The following is a 19,675-nucleotide window of genomic DNA, read 5'->3' as shown; positions in this document are numbered from 1 at the left end:
GACGATGGCCGGTGATTCAAGGGCGGTGCGCCTGGCGCCAGTGGTCGATATGGCCGAAAAGACCGAGAAGGCGGCGGCCCAGCGATTGGGGCACTTTCAAGGGCAGGTCAACCTGGCGAACAGCAAGCTGGGGGACCTGGAAAACTTCCGTGGCGAGTACCAGGCGCAGTGGGTTGATCGCGGCAGCCAGGGCGTGTCGGGCCAATGGCTGCGCAACTATCAATACTTCCTTGGCCAGCTGGAAACCGCCGTCGGCCAGCAGCGCCAGAGTCTGGTGTGGCATCAGAACAACCTCGACAAGGCCCGTGAGACGTGGCAGACGGCCTATGCCCGCGTCGAGGGGCTGCGCAAGCTGGTTCAGCGTTACGCCGACGAAGCCCGCCAGCTGGAAGACAAGCGCGAGCAAAAATTGATGGACGAGTTGTCCCAGCGATTGCCGCGAAAAGACGTGTACTGACCCCTCTACACAAAGCGTCTATAGTTGCTGGGACAACCTCGGGAGCATCCACATGGCAGTGATATCTGAAGTCTCCGAAGATGGCAGCAAGCTGACAATCGCAATCAAGGGCCGGTTCGACTTTGCCAAACATCAGGAATTTCGCAGCGCCTATGAGGAATTGAACCCCAAGCCCGCTTGCGTGGTAGTGGATTTGAAAGACGCGACCTACCTCGACAGTTCGGCGCTGGGCATGTTGTTGCTGTTACGCGAGCACGCCGGTGGCGATGAGTCGGATATCCGGGTAGTCAACAGCAGTCCGGATGTGCGCAAGATTCTCGGTATTTCCAACTTTGACAAGCTGTTCGATATCAATTGAGCCGCTCAATGGAGCGCCTGCGGCGCTTGCAGCAAACCGTGCTGCAGCAGCGTGACTTGATAGCCGAGCACAACGATTACCTGCTCAACGAGCAGCGGGTAGCCAAGGCGGTATTTGATCGGGTGGCGCATTCAGGGTGTCTGGATGCCCCCAATATCCGCTTCTTGCAATCGCCCTATGCCTTGTTCAATGGTGATCTGTTATTGGCGGCCTACACCCCCGCCGGGGATACCCACCTGCTGCTCGCTGATTTCACCGGCCACGGTCTTCCTGCGGCCATTGGCGCAATGCCACTGGCCGAGGTGTTCTACAGCATGACGGCCAAAGGCTATGGCCTGGCCGAAATCCTCCGTGAAATGAACGCCAAGCTTAAGCGCATCCTGCCCGTCGACATGTTCTGCTGCGCCACGTTGCTGTGTGTCAGCGCCCAGCGCCGTTGTGTCGAGGTCTGGAATGGCGGGATGCCCGACGGTTACTTGCAGTCCGGTGGTGAGCGTACGGCATTGACGTCGCAACACCTGCCGCTGGGGGTGTTGCGCGCTGAAGTGTTTGACCATGCCACTCAAGTCTTTGCGATGCTGCCCGGTGATCAGGTGTTTTTGTTGACCGACGGCGTGATCGATACCTGTGGCCCGGATCAGCAACTGTTCGGGGTTGAACGTCTGGAGCGGGTGCTCGATGCCAATCGCCATCCGCTGCAACTGATTGCCGAGGTCGAACAGGCGTTGCGCGATTTTCAGGGGCGGGCCCGGGATGACGTGAGCATGGTGCATATCACCTCACAATTGCCGCAGTTTCTGGGTGTGCCAGCCATCGTCTATTCAGACAGCGGCCAATGCAGCCCGCGGGACTGGTCGTCCCGTTTCGAGTTTCGGGCGCGAACCCTGCAACAGTTCAATCCACTGCCTTTCTTGCTGCAATTGCTGATGGAGGTCCACGGATTGCGTGCCCAGGGGCCGGTGATCCATGCGGTGCTGTCCGAGCTTTACAGTAATGCCCTGGAACACGGGGTGCTGGGCCTCGACTCTCGGCTCAAGCGCGATACAGAAGGGTTTGCCCATTATTACCAGCAGCGCAGGGAGCGCTTGGCGACCCTCAAAAGCGGATTTGTGCGGGTGTCGTTGCAGGTCGAGCCGATCGGGGAGAGCGGACGCCTGTTTATCCAGGTTGAAGACAGTGGTGCCGGCTTTGATGTCGACAAAGTCATGTCCAGACCCCTTGATTCAGACCGTCTGTCGGGGCGTGGCGTGAGTTTGGTCCGGCAACTGTGCCCTGCGGCCCGCTGGGCACCTGATGGCCGCAGTGCGACCGTAGAGTTTTCATGGGGGGGTCTGGCATAATCCGGCCATTCTTGATCAAGGAGTGAACAAGTGTCTGACATTCATATGGATCCGAAAGTGGTCGATGCGTTGCGAGACGTGATGGAGGGCGGTTTTGCAGACCTGCTCGATACCTTCCTCTCTGACTCCGAAGAGCGCATGGGGCAATTGCACAACACCCGCGAAGCCGACGACCTGACACTGGTTGCCCACAGCTTTAAAGGCAGCAGCAGCAACATGGGTGCCATTCGTTTGGCGCACTTGTGCGGCCTGCTCGAAGAGCGTGCGCAAAAGAAGCAACTGGCCGGTATCCAGGAGCTGGTGATCAAGATCGACGATGAATACCAGATGGTTCGGCGACTTTATCGTGCCGAGCGCCATCGCTCAGGGCCTCCGTATTTTGTGATCAGCTGATTGCGCAAAGCTGGCCCGAACCTTGCTCTGACTCTCTGACCTGTACCTATGCCTGCCGTACAGCGGAGACCCGTTAATGCCCGTTGCCGCCCAACCCTTGCTTCAGATACCTGCCGTTGCTGCGCCAAAAGCAGCGGCGGGCAGCCCTGCGGAACCTGCCACGTCCCCGGCACAACCCTTTGCCGCGGTGTATGCCAGCGCGTCTGAGCCGGCGCCAGCCGTTGCCGATAGCGGCAACCCATTGCCTGGCGGCAAGACCAGGGATGCAGCCATGACTGATCAGGATGACAGCGCTGGCCAGTCGGGCGACGACTTGGCCGTTGTCGATCCACTCATGCTGCTGCCTGTGACGGCACCTCCCGCGGCGGTTGTCGAGGCGGTACCCGAGACACCAGAGGTGCCGGTAGCTGCACAGGCCCAAGCGGCACAGCCACGGGTGGCTCAAGCTCAGGTTCAGTCGCTTCTGCAACCGGCAGCCGACGACACCTTCGACCCCGAAGCGGATCCTCTCGACGCGATGCCGGCCGTGCGCCTGGCGATGGAGCAGGGCGGGCATGTATCGGCCAGCAGCCAGAGCCCGGTCAAGATCCCGTCGAACGAAACCCCACCGGCCACGGTTCAGGGGCAGGCCAGCAGCATCGCCATGCTGATCGATGGGAGTGCTGGCGAGTCAGCGACCGGTGAGGGCGGCGAGAAGGCTTTCAAGGGCTTGCTCGATGACGGTCTCAAGGATCTGAAAAGTACGTCCAGCGATACGCGGGTCGATGACTTCGCCAATCGCCTGGCGGCCCTAACCCAGGCTGCAGTGCCCAAGACCGTGAACACGCTGCCGGTCAATCAGCCCCTGGCCATGCATCAGGGCGGCTGGTCTGAAGAGGTCGTCAATCGGGTGATGTACCTGTCCAGCGCCAATCTCAAATCTGCCGACATCCAGCTGGAGCCAGCGGAGCTGGGGCGCCTGGATATTCGGGTCAACATTGCCGCTGACCAGTCGGCGCAGGTCAACTTTGTCAGTGGTCATGCTGGCGTGCGCGAAGCGCTGGACAGCCAGATGCACCGCTTGCGCGACATGCTGGCACAACAGGGGATGGGGCAGGTGGACGTCAACGTCTCCGACCAGCCGCGCAACTGGCAAGGGCAGCAGGGCCGGGAGCAACAGGCCCGCAGCGGAAGCGGTGGTCAGCGGCTGGACAGTGTCATGGATGACGAGCCAGTGGACGTCGCGGCGGTCGCGCCAAGCGTAGTACTGGGCTCCAGTGCAGTGGATTACTACGCCTGAGTAAAAATCCTGTGGGAGCGGGCTTGTTCGCGATGGCTTCGGCGCGCTGTAACGGCGGTGCCCCATAGCCTGTATCGCGAGCAAGCCCGCGTCCACAAAGTCACCCACCGTCCTGCTTCTGGCATAACACTTGCTGTGCCTACCCCGGCATCTGTGAAAACCAAATAGTGACGGATTATTGGCATGGCGACGAGCGACGCGGTAGATGAACCGGCCGGCAAAGGCAAACTCAAGCTGATTATCCTGATCGTCGTGGCTGTAATGCTGGCGATTGGTCTTTCTGTAGGCGCCACCTGGTATTTCATGCACAGCCCCAAGAGCGAGCCTGTGCCGCAAGTGGACAGCAACGTCAAACCGGCCGCCCTCTATGAGCCCATGGCCCCGGCCTTCGTGGTCAATTACAACGCCAATGGCCGCCAGCGCTACATGCAAGTGAGTGTGACCTTGCAGGCCCGCGACCCCGCCGATCTGAAGGCGCTCATGGTGCATATGCCGGTGATTCGCAACAACCTGGTGATGCTGTTTTCCGGTCAGTCCTTTGACGACCTCGCAACACCGGTGGGCCAGGAAATTCTGCGCCAGAAAACGACTGCCAGCGTGCAGGACGTAGCACAGAAAGAACTCGGCAAAGTGGTTATCGACCAGGTGCTCTTTACTAACTTTGTATTGCAGTAGGATCACGACATGGCCGTGCAAGACCTGCTGTCCCAGGATGAGATTGACGCGCTGTTGCATGGCGTCGATGACGGTCTGGTACAGGCCGAAACAGCTGCCGAGCCCGGCAGTGTCAAAAGCTATGACCTGACCAGTCAAGACCGCATTGTCCGGGGGCGCATGCCGACCCTGGAAATGATCAACGAGCGTTTCGCCCGCTATACCCGTATCAGCATGTTCAACCTGCTGCGCCGCTCGGCGGACGTGGCGGTGGGCGGGGTGCAGGTCATGAAATTCGGCGAGTACGTGCACTCGCTTTACGTGCCTACCAGCCTGAACCTGGTCAAGATCAAGCCGTTGCGCGGCACGGCACTGTTCATCCTCGACGCCAAACTGGTGTTCAAGCTGGTGGACAATTTCTTTGGCGGCGACGGCCGTCACGCCAAGATCGAAGGCCGGGAATTCACCCCTACCGAATTGCGCGTGGTGCGCATGGTGCTGGAGCAGGCCTTCATTGATTTGAAGGAGGCCTGGCAGGCGATCATGGAGGTCAATTTCGAGTACATCAACTCAGAAGTTAACCCGGCCATGGCCAATATCGTCGGCCCCAGTGAGGCCATTGTGGTGTCCACTTTCCATATCGAGCTCGACGGCGGTGGCGGCGACCTGCACGTGACCATGCCGTACTCGATGATCGAGCCGGTGCGCGAAATGCTCGATGCCGGATTCCAGTCCGACCTCGACGACCAGGACGAACGCTGGAGCAAGGCCCTGCGCGAAGACGTACTCGACGTCAGCGTGCCGCTCAGTGCCACCGTGGCCCGCCGTCAATTGCGCCTGCGGGACATCTTGCACATGCAGCCCGGCGATGTGATCCCCATCGAACTGGAAGATGAATTGGTAATGCGCGCCAATGGCGTGCCTTCGTTCAAGGTCAAACTGGGCTCCCACAAAGGCAATCTTGCCTTGCAAGTGGTTGAGCCCATCGGGCGGCGTTAAGCCGCTCCACACCCATCCAATGATTGACTGCCCGCCGAGGACACCCCATGGCTAACGAACACGATACAACTGCTGCAGACCAGGCGCTGGCTGATGAATGGGCTGCGGCGCTGGAAGAAACCGGCGATGTTGGCCAGGCAGATATCGATGCTTTGCTGGCGGCTGATGCAGTCACCAAACCGGCCCCCAACCGTCTGGCAATGGAAGAATTCGGCAGTGTGCCGCGCAACAACCAGCCGGTGACGCTGGATGGGCCCAACCTGGACGTGATTCTGGATATCCCGGTGTCGATTTCCATGGAAGTGGGCAGCACCGACATCAATATCCGCAACCTGCTGCAACTCAACCAGGGGTCGGTGATCGAGCTGGATCGCCTGGCTGGCGAACCGCTGGACGTGCTGGTGAACGGCACCCTGATTGCTCACGGCGAAGTGGTGGTGGTCAACGAAAAGTTCGGCATCCGCCTGACTGACGTGATCAGCCCCAGCGAACGCATCAAGAAGCTGCGTTAAGTGAAGCGGTTACTCGGCGGTTTAGTGGCCTTGCCCTTTAGCGTGCTGGCGGCCGAACCTGTGGCCACGGCTGTCGCGGCTCCGGTGGTGGGCACCAGTATTGGCGGGCAATTGACGCAATTGGTGCTCGGCCTGCTGCTGGTGCTGGGGGTGATATTTGCCCTGGCCTGGCTGCTGCGCCGTGTCCAGCAGGCGGGCCCGCGTCAGGGGCAGGTGATCGAGCTGATCAGTACCCGTGCCCTGGGTGCGCGGGATCGGCTGGTGCTGGTGCAGGTCGGCAATGAACAGATCCTGCTGGGCCTGACGCCGGGCCGTATCACCCCGCTGCACGTGCTCAAGGAGCCGGTGCAAGTGCCCGGCACAGCGCAACCTGCAACCCCCGAATTTGCCAAGCGCCTGATGGAAATACTGGGTCAGCAAAAGGACAAGCCGTAATGCGTTTAGTTGTCGCGCTGTTGTTGGCGCTTGTCGCGCCGTTGGCGTCAGGGGCTGACCCGCTGTCGATTCCGGCGATAACCCTGGGCACCGGGGCCAATGGCCAGCAGGAATATTCAGTCAGTCTGCAAATTCTGCTGATCATGACCGCGCTGAGTTTCATTCCGGCGTTCGTCATGCTGATGACCAGCTTTACGCGGATCATCATCGTGTTCTCGATCCTGCGTCAGGCCCTGGGCCTGCAGCAGACACCGTCCAACCAGATCCTCACGGGCATGGCGTTGTTTCTGACGATGTTCATCATGGCCCCGGTATTCGACCGGGTGAACAACGACGCCCTGCAGCCTTATCTTGCCGAAAAGCTCTCGGCCCAGGATGCGATTCTCAAGGCTGAAGTGCCGATCAAGGACTTCATGCTGGCCCAGACCCGGACCAGCGATCTGGAGCTGTTTATGCGCCTGTCCAAGCGCACCGACATCGCCACTCCGGATGCCGCTCCCCTGACCATCCTGGTGCCCGCGTTTGTCACCTCGGAACTCAAAACCGCGTTCCAGATCGGGTTCATGATTTTTATCCCGTTTTTGATCATCGACCTCGTGGTGGCCAGTGTGCTGATGGCCATGGGTATGATGATGCTCTCGCCGTTGATCATTTCGCTGCCGTTCAAAATCATGCTGTTTGTGCTGGTGGATGGCTGGGCGTTGATTATCGGCACCCTGGCCAGCAGTTTTGGCGGAGTGTGAGTCATGACCCCAGAAGTTGCGGTTGACCTGTTTCGCAGTGCGCTGTGGCTGACCACCCTGATGGTCGCCGTGTTGGTGATCCCCAGCTTGCTGGTCGGTTTGCTGGTGGCCATGTTTCAGGCGGCGACCCAGATCAACGAACAAACCCTCAGCTTTCTCCCGCGACTGCTGGTGATGCTGATCACCCTGATCGTGGCAGGGCCCTGGCTGGTGCAGACCTTTATGGAATACATCCTGCAGTTGTACGGCAGCATTCCGCAGTTGATCGGTTAAATGTCGCTTCTGGCCCTGACGGACGCGCAGATCAGTACCTGGGTCGCCAGCTTTATGCTGCCACTGTTTCGGGTGGGCGCACTGCTGACCACCATGCCGATCATCGGCACGACCCTGGTGCCCAAGCGGATCAAGCTGTTTCTGTCATTGACGATCACCCTGGCGATCATGCCCAGCCTGCCGCCGCTACCCGTCGTCAACCCGCTGGACCTCAGCGGCCTGATGCTGATTGCCGAGCAAATCATCATTGGTGCATTACTGGGGTTTTCGTTGCAGCTGTTTTTCCAGGCGTTCGTGGTGGCCGGGCAAATTGTCGCAATTCAGATGGGCATGGGCTTTGCGTCCATGGTCGATCCGGCCAACGGCGTTAACGTGGCGGTGATCGGGCAGTTTTTCACCATGCTCGTGACCTTGCTGTTTTTGTCCATGAACGGCCATCTGGTGGTGTTTGAGGTACTCACCGAGAGCTTCACCACCTTGCCAGTGGGTGGCGGGTTGCTGAGCCATCACTACTGGGAAATCGCCAACAAGCTCGGTTGGGTGCTGGGGGCGGCGCTGCTGCTGGTGCTGCCTGCCATCACCGCGTTGCTGGTGGTCAACATCGCGTTTGGCGTGATGACCCGGGCTGCGCCGCAACTGAATATTTTTGCCATCGGCTTTCCGCTGACCCTGGTGCTGGGCATGGTGATTCTGTGGATCAGCATGGCGGACATTCTCAACCAGTATCAACCGCTGGCCTCCGAGGCCCTGCAGTTTTTACGTGAGCTGGCACAGGCGAAGTAGACCGCTATGGCAGAGAGTGAAAGCGGTGCCGATAAAACAGAAGACCCCACGGAGAAACGGAAAAAGGACTCCAGGGAAAAGGGCGAGATCGCACGCTCAAAAGAGCTGAATACCTTGGCCATCATGTTGGCCGGCTCGGCGGGTTTGCTGATTTTTGGTGGTGCGCTGGCCCAGGACATGATGGAGCTGATGCGCTACAACTTCAGCCTGAGCCGCGAGGTGCTGCTCAACCCTGACTCCATGGGCCTGTTTTTACTCCACTCGGGAAAAATCGCCCTGCTTGCCCTGCAGCCGGTATTGGTCACCTTGCTGATCGCCGCTCTGGTCGGGCCGATTTCCCTGGGTGGCTGGCTGTTCGCCGCTGGCAGCCTGGCCCCTAAATTCAGCCGCATGAACCCCGCAGCGGGGATCAAGCGCATGTTCTCGGCCAAGGCGCTGGTCGAGTTGCTCAAGGCCCTGGCCAAGTTCTTCATCATCCTGATCGTGGCTTTGCTGGTGTTGAAGTCCGATATCGACGACCTGCTGCGCATCGCCCATGAGCCGCTGGAACTGGCGGTGATCCATAGTCTGCAAGTGGTGGCCTGGAGCGCCTTGTGGATGGCCTGCGGGCTGATCCTGATTGCCGCCGTGGACGTGCCGGTGCAGCTGTGGGAAAGCCATCAGAAACTGCTGATGACCAAGCAGGAAGTGCGCGACGAACACAAGGACCAGGAGGGGCGGCCCGAGGTCAAGCAGCGGATTCGCCAGTTGCAGCGCGATATGTCGCAACGGCGGATGATGGCGGCGATCCCGGATGCGGATGTCATCATCACCAACCCGACCCATTACGCCGTGGCCCTCAAGTACGACCCGGAGAAAGGCGCGGCGCCGATGTTGCTGGCCAAGGGCAGTGATTTCCTGGCGCTGAAGATTCGCGAGATTGGTGAAAAGCACAACATCCTGCTGCTTGAATCCCCTGCGCTGGCGCGTTCGATCTACCACTCCACCGAGCTGGAACAAGAGATTCCTGCCGGGCTGTACCTGGCCGTGGCCCAGGTGCTGGCCTACGTGTACCAGATCCGCCAGCACCAGGCGGGCAAGGGCAAGCACCCGGACGCGCTCAAGGACCTGCCGATCCCGCCGGATTTGAAACGCGATGATTGAGAAGCCGTCAATTCTTTCATTGCATTAGACAGTGCTTGAATGAAGTGCGTATAAGTATTCTTAAGTAATACATATATTGGAGTTGAAGTGCTTGCGATATGTTTCGTGAAAAACATATAGTTATTACTTTAGTGCGTAGGTGATTGAGAAGCTTTTAATTGTTGTTGGTTTCCTACGTTTATTTTCGAAGTTTCCTTGTGTCTTATGAAGTTGTCCTGCGTGCCGGTAATAAAGTTCCTGCGTGCTGATAGTCAATGTCTTGCATATTTTTTAATGATTTGATTGTTAAATTCCCTCCGCTCTTTTTATGGGGCTGCACTCGATCACAGCAAGAAAGTTTGACTGTGTTCTGAATCAAATAAACAACTCAAATCCATATTTGTTTTATATGGTTTAACAGTGTTTGTGTGGGAGACATTTTGATGAATGTTGTATTTAAAACAGTCGTGGCATCCATGGCTATTCTGATGGCTTCTGTATCGGGAGTTCATGCGGCTGGTGCCGGTACAGGCACGATCAGTTTCGAGGGGGAAATCCTCGAAGCGGCGTGCTCTATCGTGCCAACCAGTGTCGATCAGACGATTCCATTGGGACAGGTTGCCAAGTCGCAACTGAGCACTGGTGGTGTTACCAGCCCTAAGGTCTTTAAATTCGAGCTGACCGGATGTGTGCTGACGGGACTCACCGATAAAACAGTCACGGCCACCTTTACGGGTGCAGCTTCTACAGACGTGACAGGGGCATTGGGTATTGCCGGCACAGCCCAGGGCGCGGGCATCATGATGGTCGATGGTGCTGGCACCCCGATCGTTCTGGGCACGCCGACCAGGCCGCAACTCCTTCAGCCGGGCGAGAATACCCTGACCTATGGTGCCTACTTGAAAGGCAAGGCCACGGGCGATATCACGCCGGGCGTGTTTACTGCTGTGACCAACTTCTCCTTGGCTTATCAGTAAGTGATTACCCTGCTACCGCTCACCCGGTAGCAGGGCAACTACAGGTGGGAGTTGGGTGTGAAAATACTCTCGAGGCTGAAAGTTTTCTGCGCGTTTATTCTGTTTGCTGTTTCGTTTGATACGGTCAGTGCGCAGCAACTGTATCAGGGTGGTGGTCGAGTCACGTTGGTTGGGCAAGTTATTGATTCTGCGTGCGCACTGGATGCAAACAGTATTTATCAAGTGATTGAATTTGATCCATTGCCCATGGGGCAACTTATTCGTCTGGGTGAAAGTGCGCCGCGTACATTCACATTACGTTTGGTCAAGTGTTCATTGGTACGGCCTGATCCTGGTCGCCCGGGTGCGTTTCTGCCCGATTGGCAGCATGTCAGGGTGACCTTTGATGGGCAGGCCGACAGTGGCGGCAAGTTGTTTGCCGCTGCGGGCTCTACAAGAGGTCTGGCCTTGCGCATTACTGACGGGCAAGGGCAGCAAAGTGTACCGGGCGTACCCATGTCTCTGATGTCTCTCTCCGGAGGAGATCAGGAATTGCGCTACACCCTTCAAATGGTTGGCAACGGAAGCCCTATGGCGGTTGGATCTCATCGTGCTGCGGTGCGTTTCAGGCTGGAGTATTTCTGACATGTACGGGCTGCTTGATTTGCGAGACTACTCAGTTGCCAAAACGCTTCTGTGGACGGGCGTGTTGAGCGGGCTGATGACAATGGGAGGCAAGGTGCTTGCCGTTGAAGACATTCAGTTCAATACCGACATTCTCGATCTGAACGATCGCACCAACATCGATTTATCACAGTTTTCGCGTAGCGGATTTATCTTGCCGGGTACTTATCCAATGCAAGTGCAGATCAACTCGCAGTTGCTGCCTGAGCAGCGCATTCCCTTTTACCCTCCGGACGACGACCCCAAAGGCAGTCAGGCCTGCCTGTCACCTGATCTGGTAGAACAACTGGGCCTCAAGAGCGACAAACAAGCCGGGCTCAATTGGTGGAGGGGTACAGAGTGCCTGGATATCAGCGGCCTGCCGGGGATGGAAGTCAGCGGCGACCTGAGTACTTCCACTCTCTATATTTCCTTGCCCCAGGCTTACCTGGAGTACAACGCCTTGAACTGGGACCCGCCTTCGCGGTGGGATGACGGCGTGCCCGGTGTGTTGATCGATTACAACCTGACGGCGCAGTCCATCAACCAGCGCGACACGGCCCGGCGCACCAACTTGACGGGCAACGGTACGTTTGGTGCCAACGCAGGCCCTTGGCGCTTTCGCGCTGACTGGCAAGGTCGCATCGAAGAGGCAACTGTCAGCCGTGAGCAGCGGCTTGAGTGGAGCCGCTTTTATGCGTATCGCTCGTTGCCGTCCATCCAGTCGCGGCTGATGCTGGGGGAGAACTACCTCTACTCGGACCTGTTCGACAGCTTTCGTTTCAACGGCATTGCCCTCAGCTCGGATGACAACCAGTTGCCGCCCAACCTGCGCGGCTACGCGCCCGAAGTCGTGGGTGTGGCCAAGACCAATGGCAAGGTCATCATCAGTCAGCAAGGCCGGGTGCTTTATGAGGCGCTGGTCGCGGCGGGGCCCTTTCGCATTCAGGATCTCAATGAAGCCGTCACCGGTACGCTTGATGTCCGGGTCGAAGAGCAGGACGGCAGCGTCACCACTTTCACGGTTGAGTCCGCCAGCATTCCCTACCTCACGCGGCCCGGCACTGTGCGCTACAAGCTGGCCACCGGCCAGCCCTCAAGCCTTCATGATGGCGGGCAGGGGCGTACCTTCGGGATGGGGGAGTTTTCCTGGGGTGTCAGTAACGGCTGGTCCCTGTATGGCGGTGGCATCAGTGATAACAATTACACAGCACTTTCTGTCGGGGCAGGGCGCGATCTGCTGGCCTTCGGTGCGATGTCATTCGATGTCACACGGGCCAGCGCCACACTTCACGACAAGGCCTTGTCGGGTGACTCCTATCGCCTGAGCTACTCGAAAAAATTCGACGAGTACGACAGTCAGATCACGTTTGCCGGTTACCGTTTTTCCGAAAAAAACTACCTGAGCATGAGTGAATACCTGAACGCCCGTCATTACGGCGGGCCTGTGGGGGGCAGCAAGTCACTCTACACCGCGACTTTTAACAAGCAGTTTCGCGATGCAGGGCTTTCCGTCTATTTGAATTACAGCAACCAGTCCTATTGGGATCGCCCGGCCAGCGAGCGATGGAATCTGTCGCTGGCCCGCTATTTCAGTGCGGGCACGGTTAAGAACATGAGCCTGTCACTTAACGTGTTCAGAAATCAGGAACGCAACCAGCACAACGGCATCTCCAACAACAGCAACGGGATGTACCTGTCGCTCAGCCTGCCGCTGGGCCGCTCGGGCACCCTGACCACCACCGCCAGCAACTCGCCGGGCAAAAACAGTTACGGCGCACGTTTCAGTGACCGGCTGGATGAGCGCTACAGCTATCAACTGTCAGCCAGTAATACGTCAGTCAGCGGTTATCTGAGCCATATCGGTGATCAGGCTGAAATCTCTGCGAGTGTCGCCCAGCAAGAAAACAACTACACCAGCCTCAACGTTTCTGCTCGAGGCGGTGCCACCCTCACGTCCAGGGGCGGCGCAGGGCATAGAACGTCCGGCACCGGTGGCGCCCGGTTGCTGATCGACACCAGTGGTGTGCCCGATGTACCGGTGCGGGGGTATGGCACGCCCACCCGCAGCAATGTGTTTGGCAAGGCGGTGATCGCCGATGTCAGCAGCTTTTTGCGCACGGGCGCCAGTGTTGACCTGGAGAACCTGCCCGCCAATGTCGAAGCGACGCAGTCCGTGACCCAGCTGACCCTGACTGAAGGCGCCATCGGCTATCGCACGCTGGATGTGATTGCCGGCCACAAAGCCATGGTGTTGTTGAGTCTGCCTGACAGCAGCGTCCCGCCATTCGGAGCCATGGTGAAGAATGAAAAACAGCAGGACACCGGCATCGTCAATGACGGCGGCAGCGTCTACCTGAGCGGTATTCGCCCCGGGGAACGGATGACTGTCAGTTGGGGAGGGGTTGAACGCTGCACGCTGGTCATGCCCTCAAGCCTGCCGGATGACGGACTGACCACGACCCTGAAGCTGCCCTGCCAAATCCTCGACCCTGCGCCAGCGCCGCTGACCACACTTATCGATACGGAGAAAAAGTCCACATGATTCTGAATTTGCGCTGTGCGCCTGCGACGCTGGCCCTTTTGACGTTGAGTCTGTTCAACAACGCGAATGCAGCCATAGGCCTTGATCGCACCCGGGTGGTGTTTGATGGCAACAAAGATGCCGTCAGCATGAGCATCACCAACAACAACACCCAGTTGCCTTACCTGGCCCAGGGCTGGGTCGAGGATGAGCAGGGCAACAAGATCACCTCGCCGCTGATCGTGCTGCCGCCGGTCCAGCGCCTGGAACCCGGCAAGCGCAGTCAGGTGAAAGTCCAGTCGCTACCGGCAGTCAAATCCTTGCCCCAGGACCGTGAGACTGTCTATTACTTCAATCTGCGTGAAATCTCGCCCCGCAGCGACAAGGCCAACAGCCTGCAAATTGCCTTGCAGACCCGTATCAAGCTGTTTTACCGCCCGGCTTCGATAGTCCCTGGCCAGCAGGAGCAATCTGACCCCTGGCAGCAACAACTGACCCTTACCCGTGAGGGCGATCACTATCGAGTCAATAACCCCACCCCCTACTACATCACCCTGATCGATGCCCGTCGTGGCAAGGACGCAGAAACCGCCCCGGGCTTCGAGCCGCTCATGGTCTCGCCAAAGGATTCATTGAAGTTGGGGGCGACGGTGACTGCATTGGGTACCGCGCCCTTGCTGACGTATGTCAATGATTACGGTGGCCGTCCGACGCTGGTGTTCAGTTGTACCGGTGATACCTGCAAGGTGAACCAGCAAGCGTCTTCAACCAATGAATAGCGTGCGCAGACGCCCCGTCACACCCGGCAGGGTAACGGCGCTGAGCTGTTTGTTGCTGGCATTGCATGCCGTGCAGGGCCGTGCCGAAGTTGGAGGCATGAGCGGGATTCTGGATATATCGGGCTCACTGCACAATTCACCCTGTGTGCTGGACATGGCTTCGGCGGATCAGGCCATAGACCTTGGCAGCGTGCCGCGCAGCCAATTGATGCGCCCTGGTGATCAGGCATCGCCCGTGGCTTTTCAGTTGCGTTTCCTCGATTGCCAGCGCGCTTCCGGGAGCATCCTCAATGCCCGCACGGGCAAGCTGGTGTGGAGCGCCTATCAGCCTGTGGTGTCTGTGGCTTTTGTGGCGCCCGCCGATGCGGACGATCCGCGGCTGGTCAAAGTGCAGGGTGTTACAGGCATGGGACTGCGCCTGACCGATGCCCTTGGGCGGGACGTGCGCCTGGGGTCGGGCGGTGAACCCTTGTTTCTGGAGCGCGGCGATGACGCTCTGACGTGGCAGGTCCAGCCAACCCGCACATCGGCAGCACTGAGCAATGGTGCTTTTCGGGCCACGGTTGATTTCAGGCTTATGTATGAGTGAGGAAAAACGATGAGCATGCCATCTGTTTCGCGGGTTCTGCTCGCCTGTGGTTGTTTGCTGCTGGCCCTTTGCGAAGGGGCTCGGGCAGATGTCAGTGTGTCTATCCGTGGCGTGGTCATGGCGCCTGTGCCTTGCGTCGTCAACGGTGGCAGCACGCTTGATATCTCTTTCGGCAGCGAAGTAGTCACGAACCAGGTTGACGGTTCGAACTACCGCAAAACTGTGCCCTATACGGTGACGTGCGGGCCACAGCCAACGAACAACATGACGTTGACCTTGCTGGGCAGTGGGGCCGGGTTTGACAGTGCAGTTCTGCGCACCAGCAAGAATGATCTCGGGGTCAAGCTTCTGGTAAGCGGTGTTGCCTGGCCCCTCAATCGTGCGCTGAATTTCACATACCCCATCTTGCCGAGAATGGAAGCGGTGCTGGTGAAAAACCCTGGACGCACACTGACTGGCGGGGCGTTTTCAGCCACCGCTACGTTAGTGGTTGCCCTGCGATAAGAAGGATTCACATATGAAACGTTGGCAACTCTCTGCTTTTTTTACCCTATGCGCTTTGGGTCTTGGCCCCGACGCAATGGCAAACCTCTCGTTCCGCGGCACGCTGGTAGAGCCACCACCCTGCACCATCAGCAGCGGCAGCACGATCGATGTCAACTTCAACAACGTGGGCATCAATGCCGTCGACGGTGTGAACTACCTTCAGCCCTTGAGTTATACGATCAACTGCGCTGCCAGCCCATTGCCCTGGCGGATGATGTTGACGGTGCAGGGCACGGCAACGACGTTTGACCCGGCCGCCGTGCAGACCAGCGCTGCAGACATGGGGGTTCGACTCTTGCGAGATGGTGTGGCTTTCACGCTCAACACACCGATATCGATCAACCCTTCGAGCCCTCCGGTACTGCAAGCGGTCCCGGTCAAACGACTTGGGGGCTCGCTCGCTTCGGGCGGGTTTACGGCCTCCGCAACGTTGCTGGCCTACTACGAGTAGAGGCGGGTACTCCATGCACATTCAGATAGAAACCCAAGGTTGGAAACCCTTGGCATTGGCATTGCTGATGGGGGTGCCCTTGTCGTTGCCCGCCAGCGCCAGGGCTGCGGACAATCTGCGTTTCAGCGGGGGGCTGGTGGCCGAGGCGTGCTCGTTCAGGCCCGGCGATGAGGCGATCGTGCTGGACCAGCTGGAAGCTTCGAGCCAATACCTGTACCTGAACGCCCGCACGGTCAGCAAGCTCTTCCAGATCCACCTTGAAGGGTGCGACACCAGTATCAGCAGCTTTGTCACGACCAGATTCAGTGGTAATGAGAACCCTGCGCTGCCCGGTTTGCTGGCACTGGGCGGTGGCAGTACAGCTGCGGGAGTCGCCATCGGGATAGAAACCCCCGGGGATAATCTGGTGCCGTTAAATGTGGCCAGTGACAGGCAGCTATTAAGTAATGGCGCCAATGTAATTACCTTTAAGGCCTTTATTAAAGCTGAGCCACAGGCCATTACCAATCGATCAATTACGGCCGGAAACTTTACGGCTACTTCGATCTTTATGTTGAATTATCCTTAAAGTGGTATTCCTGTTGTCAGGCTATTTTATAGTGAAGAGATTGATATGAAGTATTTAATTGGGCTGATGATATTGATGCTGGCTCAGATTGCCAGCGCAGCGGAGTGCCGGGTAAATGGCGGCGAGTGGGTTAATCCGGCGGGCCATGGGTTTAATGTTTATGTCGAGGTGGCAGCGAACACCAGTCTCGGGAAAATTTTGCTCGATGGCTATACGATGGACTGCAGGCATGGAATGCCTAGCTCTTCAAGTCCCTATCAACACGTAGTGACCTATCCCGAAGCTGTAAGGCTGAGTCCGAATTACAGCAGTCTCGAGGGCGGGTTGAGCGTGAACGGGAGTGCTTATTATCCGATCCCTGTGAGAGGCGGTATTCTCCTTTCAGTACAGAGAAATGAGCCTTATATGAGTGTGCCGGGTCGGCCATATTTAAACATTGCCACGACGCCGGGTAGTTATATCAAGATCGACTCAGGGACACTCATCGCGACCATTACTTTGGGTATACGTCCCTTTACGTTTTGGGGGGCAGAGAGGGAGATCAGTACAATTGTCAATGTGTTTGCCCGCAATTCTCTCAACTTGAGCCCGTCAACCTGCACGATTAACAATAATAACCCACTGGATGTGGACTTTGGTCCGGTGGATCCCGTTGCGGTAGGGGAAACGCCACACAGTTCACCCAACTTGAAAATTGTCACGCTCAATTACACATGTCCTTCCCCAGGCATTTTTTCCGGCATAGAGGTTTCGTGGAGGGGGGCCGCCTCTTCGTTCAACTCAAGTGCCCTGGCCACCAGCAATGCCAATCTTGCCACCACCATGAGTCGGGGCACTTCGGTAGTGCCTGTAGGAGGCTCTTTCAGGACCACTATCAGCAACAGTTCAGGGAGGGACTCGGTAGCGTTTTCACTGATCCGCAAACCCGGCAGTTTTCCTGCCGCAGGGCCTTTCACGGGGAGTGCCACGCTGGTGTTGAGCGCGCCCTGAGTCTGGCTGGCGCTTGCACAGACGACTGTTTTAGAGGCCAGTGACGAAAGTTGGAAGGTTTCTTGCAAAGGCAGGCTTTACGGCGCACATGGCGTCAAAAGTTTGCTAAAGGTTTGTCGCAATGTCACTGGATCGCTCTCAGTTAATCAACACCGCACGCAGCGGTCTGGCCGGCCTCGGTCGGGGACAGTTGGGTGTGCCGCTGTTGTTGCTGGTGATGCTGGCAATGATGATGTTGCCCGTTCCGCCGTTTCTGCTGGACGTGTTTTTTACCTTCAACATCGCGCTGTCGATTGTGGTGCTGCTGGTGTGCGTCTACGCCCTGCGGCCGCTGGATTTTGCGGTGTTCCCCACCATTTTGCTGGTCGCCACCCTGATGCGGCTGGCCCTGAACGTGGCCTCGACCCGGGTGGTGATGCTCCACGGTCATGAAGGTCACGCGGCCGCAGGCAAGGTGATCCAGGCCTTCGGTGAAGTGGTGATCGGTGGTAACTACGTCGTCGGTATCGTGGTCTTTGCGATTTTGATGATCATCAACTTCGTGGTCGTGACCAAGGGTGCCGGGCGTATCTCCGAAGTGAGCGCCCGCTTTACCCTCGACGCCATGCCCGGCAAGCAAATGGCAATCGATGCCGACCTCAACGCCGGTCTGATCGACCAGAACCAGGCCAAGGCCCGCCGTCAGGAAGTGGCCCAGGAGGCCGAGTTCTACGGCTCGATGGACGGTGCCAGCAAGTTCGTGCGCGGTGACGCCATCGCCGGTCTGTTGATTCTGTTTATCAACCTGATCGGCGGCATGGCCGTCGGTATCTTCCAGCACGGCATGACCTTCAGCGAAGCGGGCAAGGTGTATGCCTTGCTGACCATCGGTGACGGTTTGGTGGCGCAGTTGCCCTCCCTGTTGCTGTCCACCGCTGCCGCGATCATGGTGACCCGTGCTTCGGGCTCCGAAGACATGGGCAAGCAGATCAATCGCCAGATGTTTGCCTCACCCAAGGCACTCGCCGTGTCGGCAGGCCTGATGGCTGTGATGGGGATGGTGCCGGGCATGCCGCACTTTTCCTTTCTCAGCCTGGCCGCAGTCGCCGGTGGCGTCGCGTACCTGATGTGGAAGAAGCAGAACGTGGTCAAGGTCCAGGCCCTGCAGGAGGTCAAGCGCCAACAGGAGCTGTTGCCATCGCCTGCCCGCGCCCAGGAGACCAAGGAGCTGGGCTGGGATGACGTGACGCCCATCGACATGATCGGCCTGGAGGTTGGCTATCGGCTGATTCCGCTGGTTGACCGCAATCAGGGGGGCCAGTTGCTGGCGCGGATCAAGGGTGTGCGCAAAAAGCTGTCCCAGGACCTGGGCTTTCTGATGCCCACCGTGCATATCCGCGACAACCTCGACCTGGCCCCCAGTGCGTATCGCCTGACCCTGATGGGGGTGATCCTGGCCGAGGCCGAGATCTACCCGGACCGCGAGATGGCAATCAATCCGGGGCAGGTGTTCGGCACGCTCAACGGCATTACCACCAAGGATCCGGCCTTTGGTCTGGAAGCGGTGTGGATTGAGGTCAGCCAGCGCAGTCAGGCGCAATCGCTGGGCTATACCGTAGTGGACGCCAGTACGGTAGTGGCGACCCACCTTAACCAGATTCTGTACAAACACTCCCATGAGCTGATCGGTCATGAAGAAGTGCAGCAGTTGATGCAACTGTTGGCCAAGTCTTCACCCAAGCTGGCTGAAGAGCTGGTGCCGGGCATCCTGAGCCTGTCCCAACTGCTCAAAGTGTTGCAGGCCCTGCTGGCTGAACAGGTGCCGGTGCGCGACATCCGCAGCATTGCCGAAGCCGTCGCGAACAATGCCCATAAGAGTCAAGATACTGCCGCTTTGGTTGCCGCTGTGCGGGTCGGGTTGTCGCGCGCCATCGTGCAAAGCATTGTAGGCGTTGAGTCTGAGCTGCCTGTGATCACCTTGGAGCCAAGGTTGGAACAAATATTGCTCAATAGTTTGCAGAAGGCCGGACAAGGCCAGGAAGAGGGCGTGTTGCTGGAGCCAAGCATGGCAGAAAAGCTCCAGCGCTCGTTGATCGACGCTGCTCAGCGTCAGGAGATGCAAGGTAATCCGGTGATTTTGTTGGTGGCAGGCCCGGTACGCGCGATGCTTTCGCGTTTTGGCCGTCTGGCGGTGCCCAACCTGCATGTACTGGCTTACCAGGAAATCCCTGACAACAAGCAGGTCACGATCGTTGCGACAGTAGGCCCTAACGGCTGAGGGT

Annotated in this window: 22 protein-coding genes and 1 pseudogene; all 23 read left to right on the top strand. The window is 58.2% G+C overall.

The window, feature by feature from the left end; genetic code table 11:
- Positions 1-4: 4 nt before the first annotated feature.
- The 23 genes and pseudogenes from fliJ to flhA all read left to right on the top strand — a co-directional run bounded on the left by fliJ (position 5) and on the right by flhA (position 19,671).
- Complete coding sequence (gene fliJ / locus V6P94_RS19705) at positions 5-457, top strand: flagellar export protein FliJ (protein WP_133076001.1); 453 nt, start codon at positions 5-7, stop codon at positions 455-457.
- Positions 458-509: 52 nt separating this feature from the next.
- A complete protein-coding gene (locus V6P94_RS19700; RefSeq protein WP_133076002.1) occupies positions 510-815 on the top strand; it encodes an STAS domain-containing protein in 306 nt (101 codons plus the stop codon).
- A 2-nt stretch (positions 816-817) separates the two neighbouring features.
- A pseudogene (locus tag V6P94_RS19695) lies at positions 818-2,155 on the top strand (SpoIIE family protein phosphatase); the annotation flags it as partial.
- A 30-nt stretch (positions 2,156-2,185) separates the two neighbouring features.
- Complete coding sequence (locus V6P94_RS19690; RefSeq protein ID WP_133076004.1) at positions 2,186-2,548, top strand: Hpt domain-containing protein; 363 nt, start codon at positions 2,186-2,188, stop codon at positions 2,546-2,548.
- A 76-nt stretch (positions 2,549-2,624) separates the two neighbouring features.
- A complete protein-coding gene (locus V6P94_RS19685) occupies positions 2,625-3,827 on the top strand; it encodes a flagellar hook-length control protein FliK (RefSeq protein ID WP_338648372.1) in 1,203 nt (400 codons plus the stop codon).
- A gap of 183 nt (positions 3,828-4,010) precedes the next feature.
- Positions 4,011-4,502 (top strand): flagellar basal body-associated protein FliL, encoded by a 492-nt coding sequence (fliL, locus tag V6P94_RS19680; RefSeq protein WP_338648369.1) that lies wholly within the window; start codon positions 4,011-4,013, stop codon positions 4,500-4,502.
- A 9-nt stretch (positions 4,503-4,511) separates the two neighbouring features.
- Positions 4,512-5,480, top strand: coding sequence for a flagellar motor switch protein FliM (gene fliM, locus V6P94_RS19675; RefSeq protein ID WP_019828822.1), 969 nt, complete (start codon positions 4,512-4,514; stop codon positions 5,478-5,480).
- A gap of 47 nt (positions 5,481-5,527) precedes the next feature.
- A complete protein-coding gene (fliN, locus tag V6P94_RS19670) occupies positions 5,528-5,992 on the top strand; it encodes a flagellar motor switch protein FliN (RefSeq protein WP_219262982.1) in 465 nt (154 codons plus the stop codon).
- Positions 5,993-6,427, top strand: a complete 435-nt coding sequence (gene fliO, locus V6P94_RS19665) for a flagellar biosynthetic protein FliO (protein ID WP_133076008.1) — start codon at positions 5,993-5,995, stop codon at positions 6,425-6,427.
- Positions 6,427-7,170, top strand: a complete 744-nt coding sequence (gene fliP / locus V6P94_RS19660) for a flagellar type III secretion system pore protein FliP (RefSeq protein WP_133076009.1) — start codon at positions 6,427-6,429, stop codon at positions 7,168-7,170. Before fliO ends, fliP begins: the two co-directional genes overlap by 1 nt.
- A gap of 3 nt (positions 7,171-7,173) precedes the next feature.
- Positions 7,174-7,443: a flagellar biosynthesis protein FliQ gene (fliQ, locus tag V6P94_RS19655; protein ID WP_019828826.1), complete on the top strand. Its 270-nt coding sequence runs from the start codon at positions 7,174-7,176 to the stop codon at positions 7,441-7,443.
- Positions 7,444-8,226, top strand: coding sequence for a flagellar biosynthetic protein FliR (gene fliR / locus V6P94_RS19650; RefSeq protein ID WP_338648361.1), 783 nt, complete (start codon positions 7,444-7,446; stop codon positions 8,224-8,226).
- Positions 8,227-8,232: 6 nt separating this feature from the next.
- Positions 8,233-9,369, top strand: a complete 1,137-nt coding sequence (gene flhB, locus V6P94_RS19645) for a flagellar biosynthesis protein FlhB (protein ID WP_133076011.1) — start codon at positions 8,233-8,235, stop codon at positions 9,367-9,369.
- A gap of 422 nt (positions 9,370-9,791) precedes the next feature.
- Positions 9,792-10,325, top strand: a complete 534-nt coding sequence (locus tag V6P94_RS19640; RefSeq protein WP_338648358.1) for a fimbrial protein — start codon at positions 9,792-9,794, stop codon at positions 10,323-10,325.
- 57 nt (positions 10,326-10,382) lie between these two features.
- The gene (locus V6P94_RS19635; protein WP_338648356.1) at positions 10,383-10,949 is read left to right on the top strand and encodes a fimbrial protein; all 567 of its coding nucleotides are present in this window, start codon (positions 10,383-10,385) and stop codon (positions 10,947-10,949) included.
- Between the two features lies 1 nt (position 10,950).
- Positions 10,951-13,512 (top strand): outer membrane usher protein, encoded by a 2,562-nt coding sequence (locus V6P94_RS19630; RefSeq protein ID WP_338648354.1) that lies wholly within the window; start codon positions 10,951-10,953, stop codon positions 13,510-13,512.
- Entirely contained in the window at positions 13,509-14,270 is a 762-nt protein-coding gene (locus V6P94_RS19625; protein WP_338648350.1) for a fimbria/pilus periplasmic chaperone, read from the top strand. The genes V6P94_RS19630 and V6P94_RS19625 overlap by 4 nt, the downstream gene beginning before the upstream one ends.
- Position 14,271: 1 nt before the next feature.
- Entirely contained in the window at positions 14,272-14,859 is a 588-nt protein-coding gene (locus V6P94_RS19620) for a fimbrial protein (protein ID WP_405046704.1), read from the top strand.
- A 9-nt stretch (positions 14,860-14,868) separates the two neighbouring features.
- Positions 14,869-15,363 (top strand): fimbrial protein, encoded by a 495-nt coding sequence (locus tag V6P94_RS19615; protein WP_219262989.1) that lies wholly within the window; start codon positions 14,869-14,871, stop codon positions 15,361-15,363.
- A 13-nt stretch (positions 15,364-15,376) separates the two neighbouring features.
- Entirely contained in the window at positions 15,377-15,856 is a 480-nt protein-coding gene (locus V6P94_RS19610; protein WP_133076016.1) for a fimbrial protein, read from the top strand.
- Positions 15,857-15,869: 13 nt separating this feature from the next.
- Positions 15,870-16,424: a fimbrial protein gene (locus V6P94_RS19605; protein ID WP_338648345.1), complete on the top strand. Its 555-nt coding sequence runs from the start codon at positions 15,870-15,872 to the stop codon at positions 16,422-16,424.
- A gap of 45 nt (positions 16,425-16,469) precedes the next feature.
- Complete coding sequence (locus V6P94_RS19600; protein ID WP_326397648.1) at positions 16,470-17,414, top strand: fimbrial protein; 945 nt, start codon at positions 16,470-16,472, stop codon at positions 17,412-17,414.
- 127 nt (positions 17,415-17,541) lie between these two features.
- Positions 17,542-19,671 carry a flagellar biosynthesis protein FlhA gene (gene flhA, locus V6P94_RS19595; protein ID WP_133076257.1) on the top strand — a complete coding sequence of 710 codons (2,130 nt, stop codon included), beginning with the start codon at positions 17,542-17,544 and terminating at the stop codon, positions 19,669-19,671.
- The last annotated feature ends 4 nt before the right edge of the window (positions 19,672-19,675 follow it).

It is taken from the genome of Pseudomonas sp. ML2-2023-3 (assembly GCF_037055275.1).
In the GTDB taxonomy this organism is placed as follows: domain Bacteria; phylum Pseudomonadota; class Gammaproteobacteria; order Pseudomonadales; family Pseudomonadaceae; genus Aquipseudomonas.
This window is presented reverse-complemented; position numbering and strand designations above follow the sequence as displayed.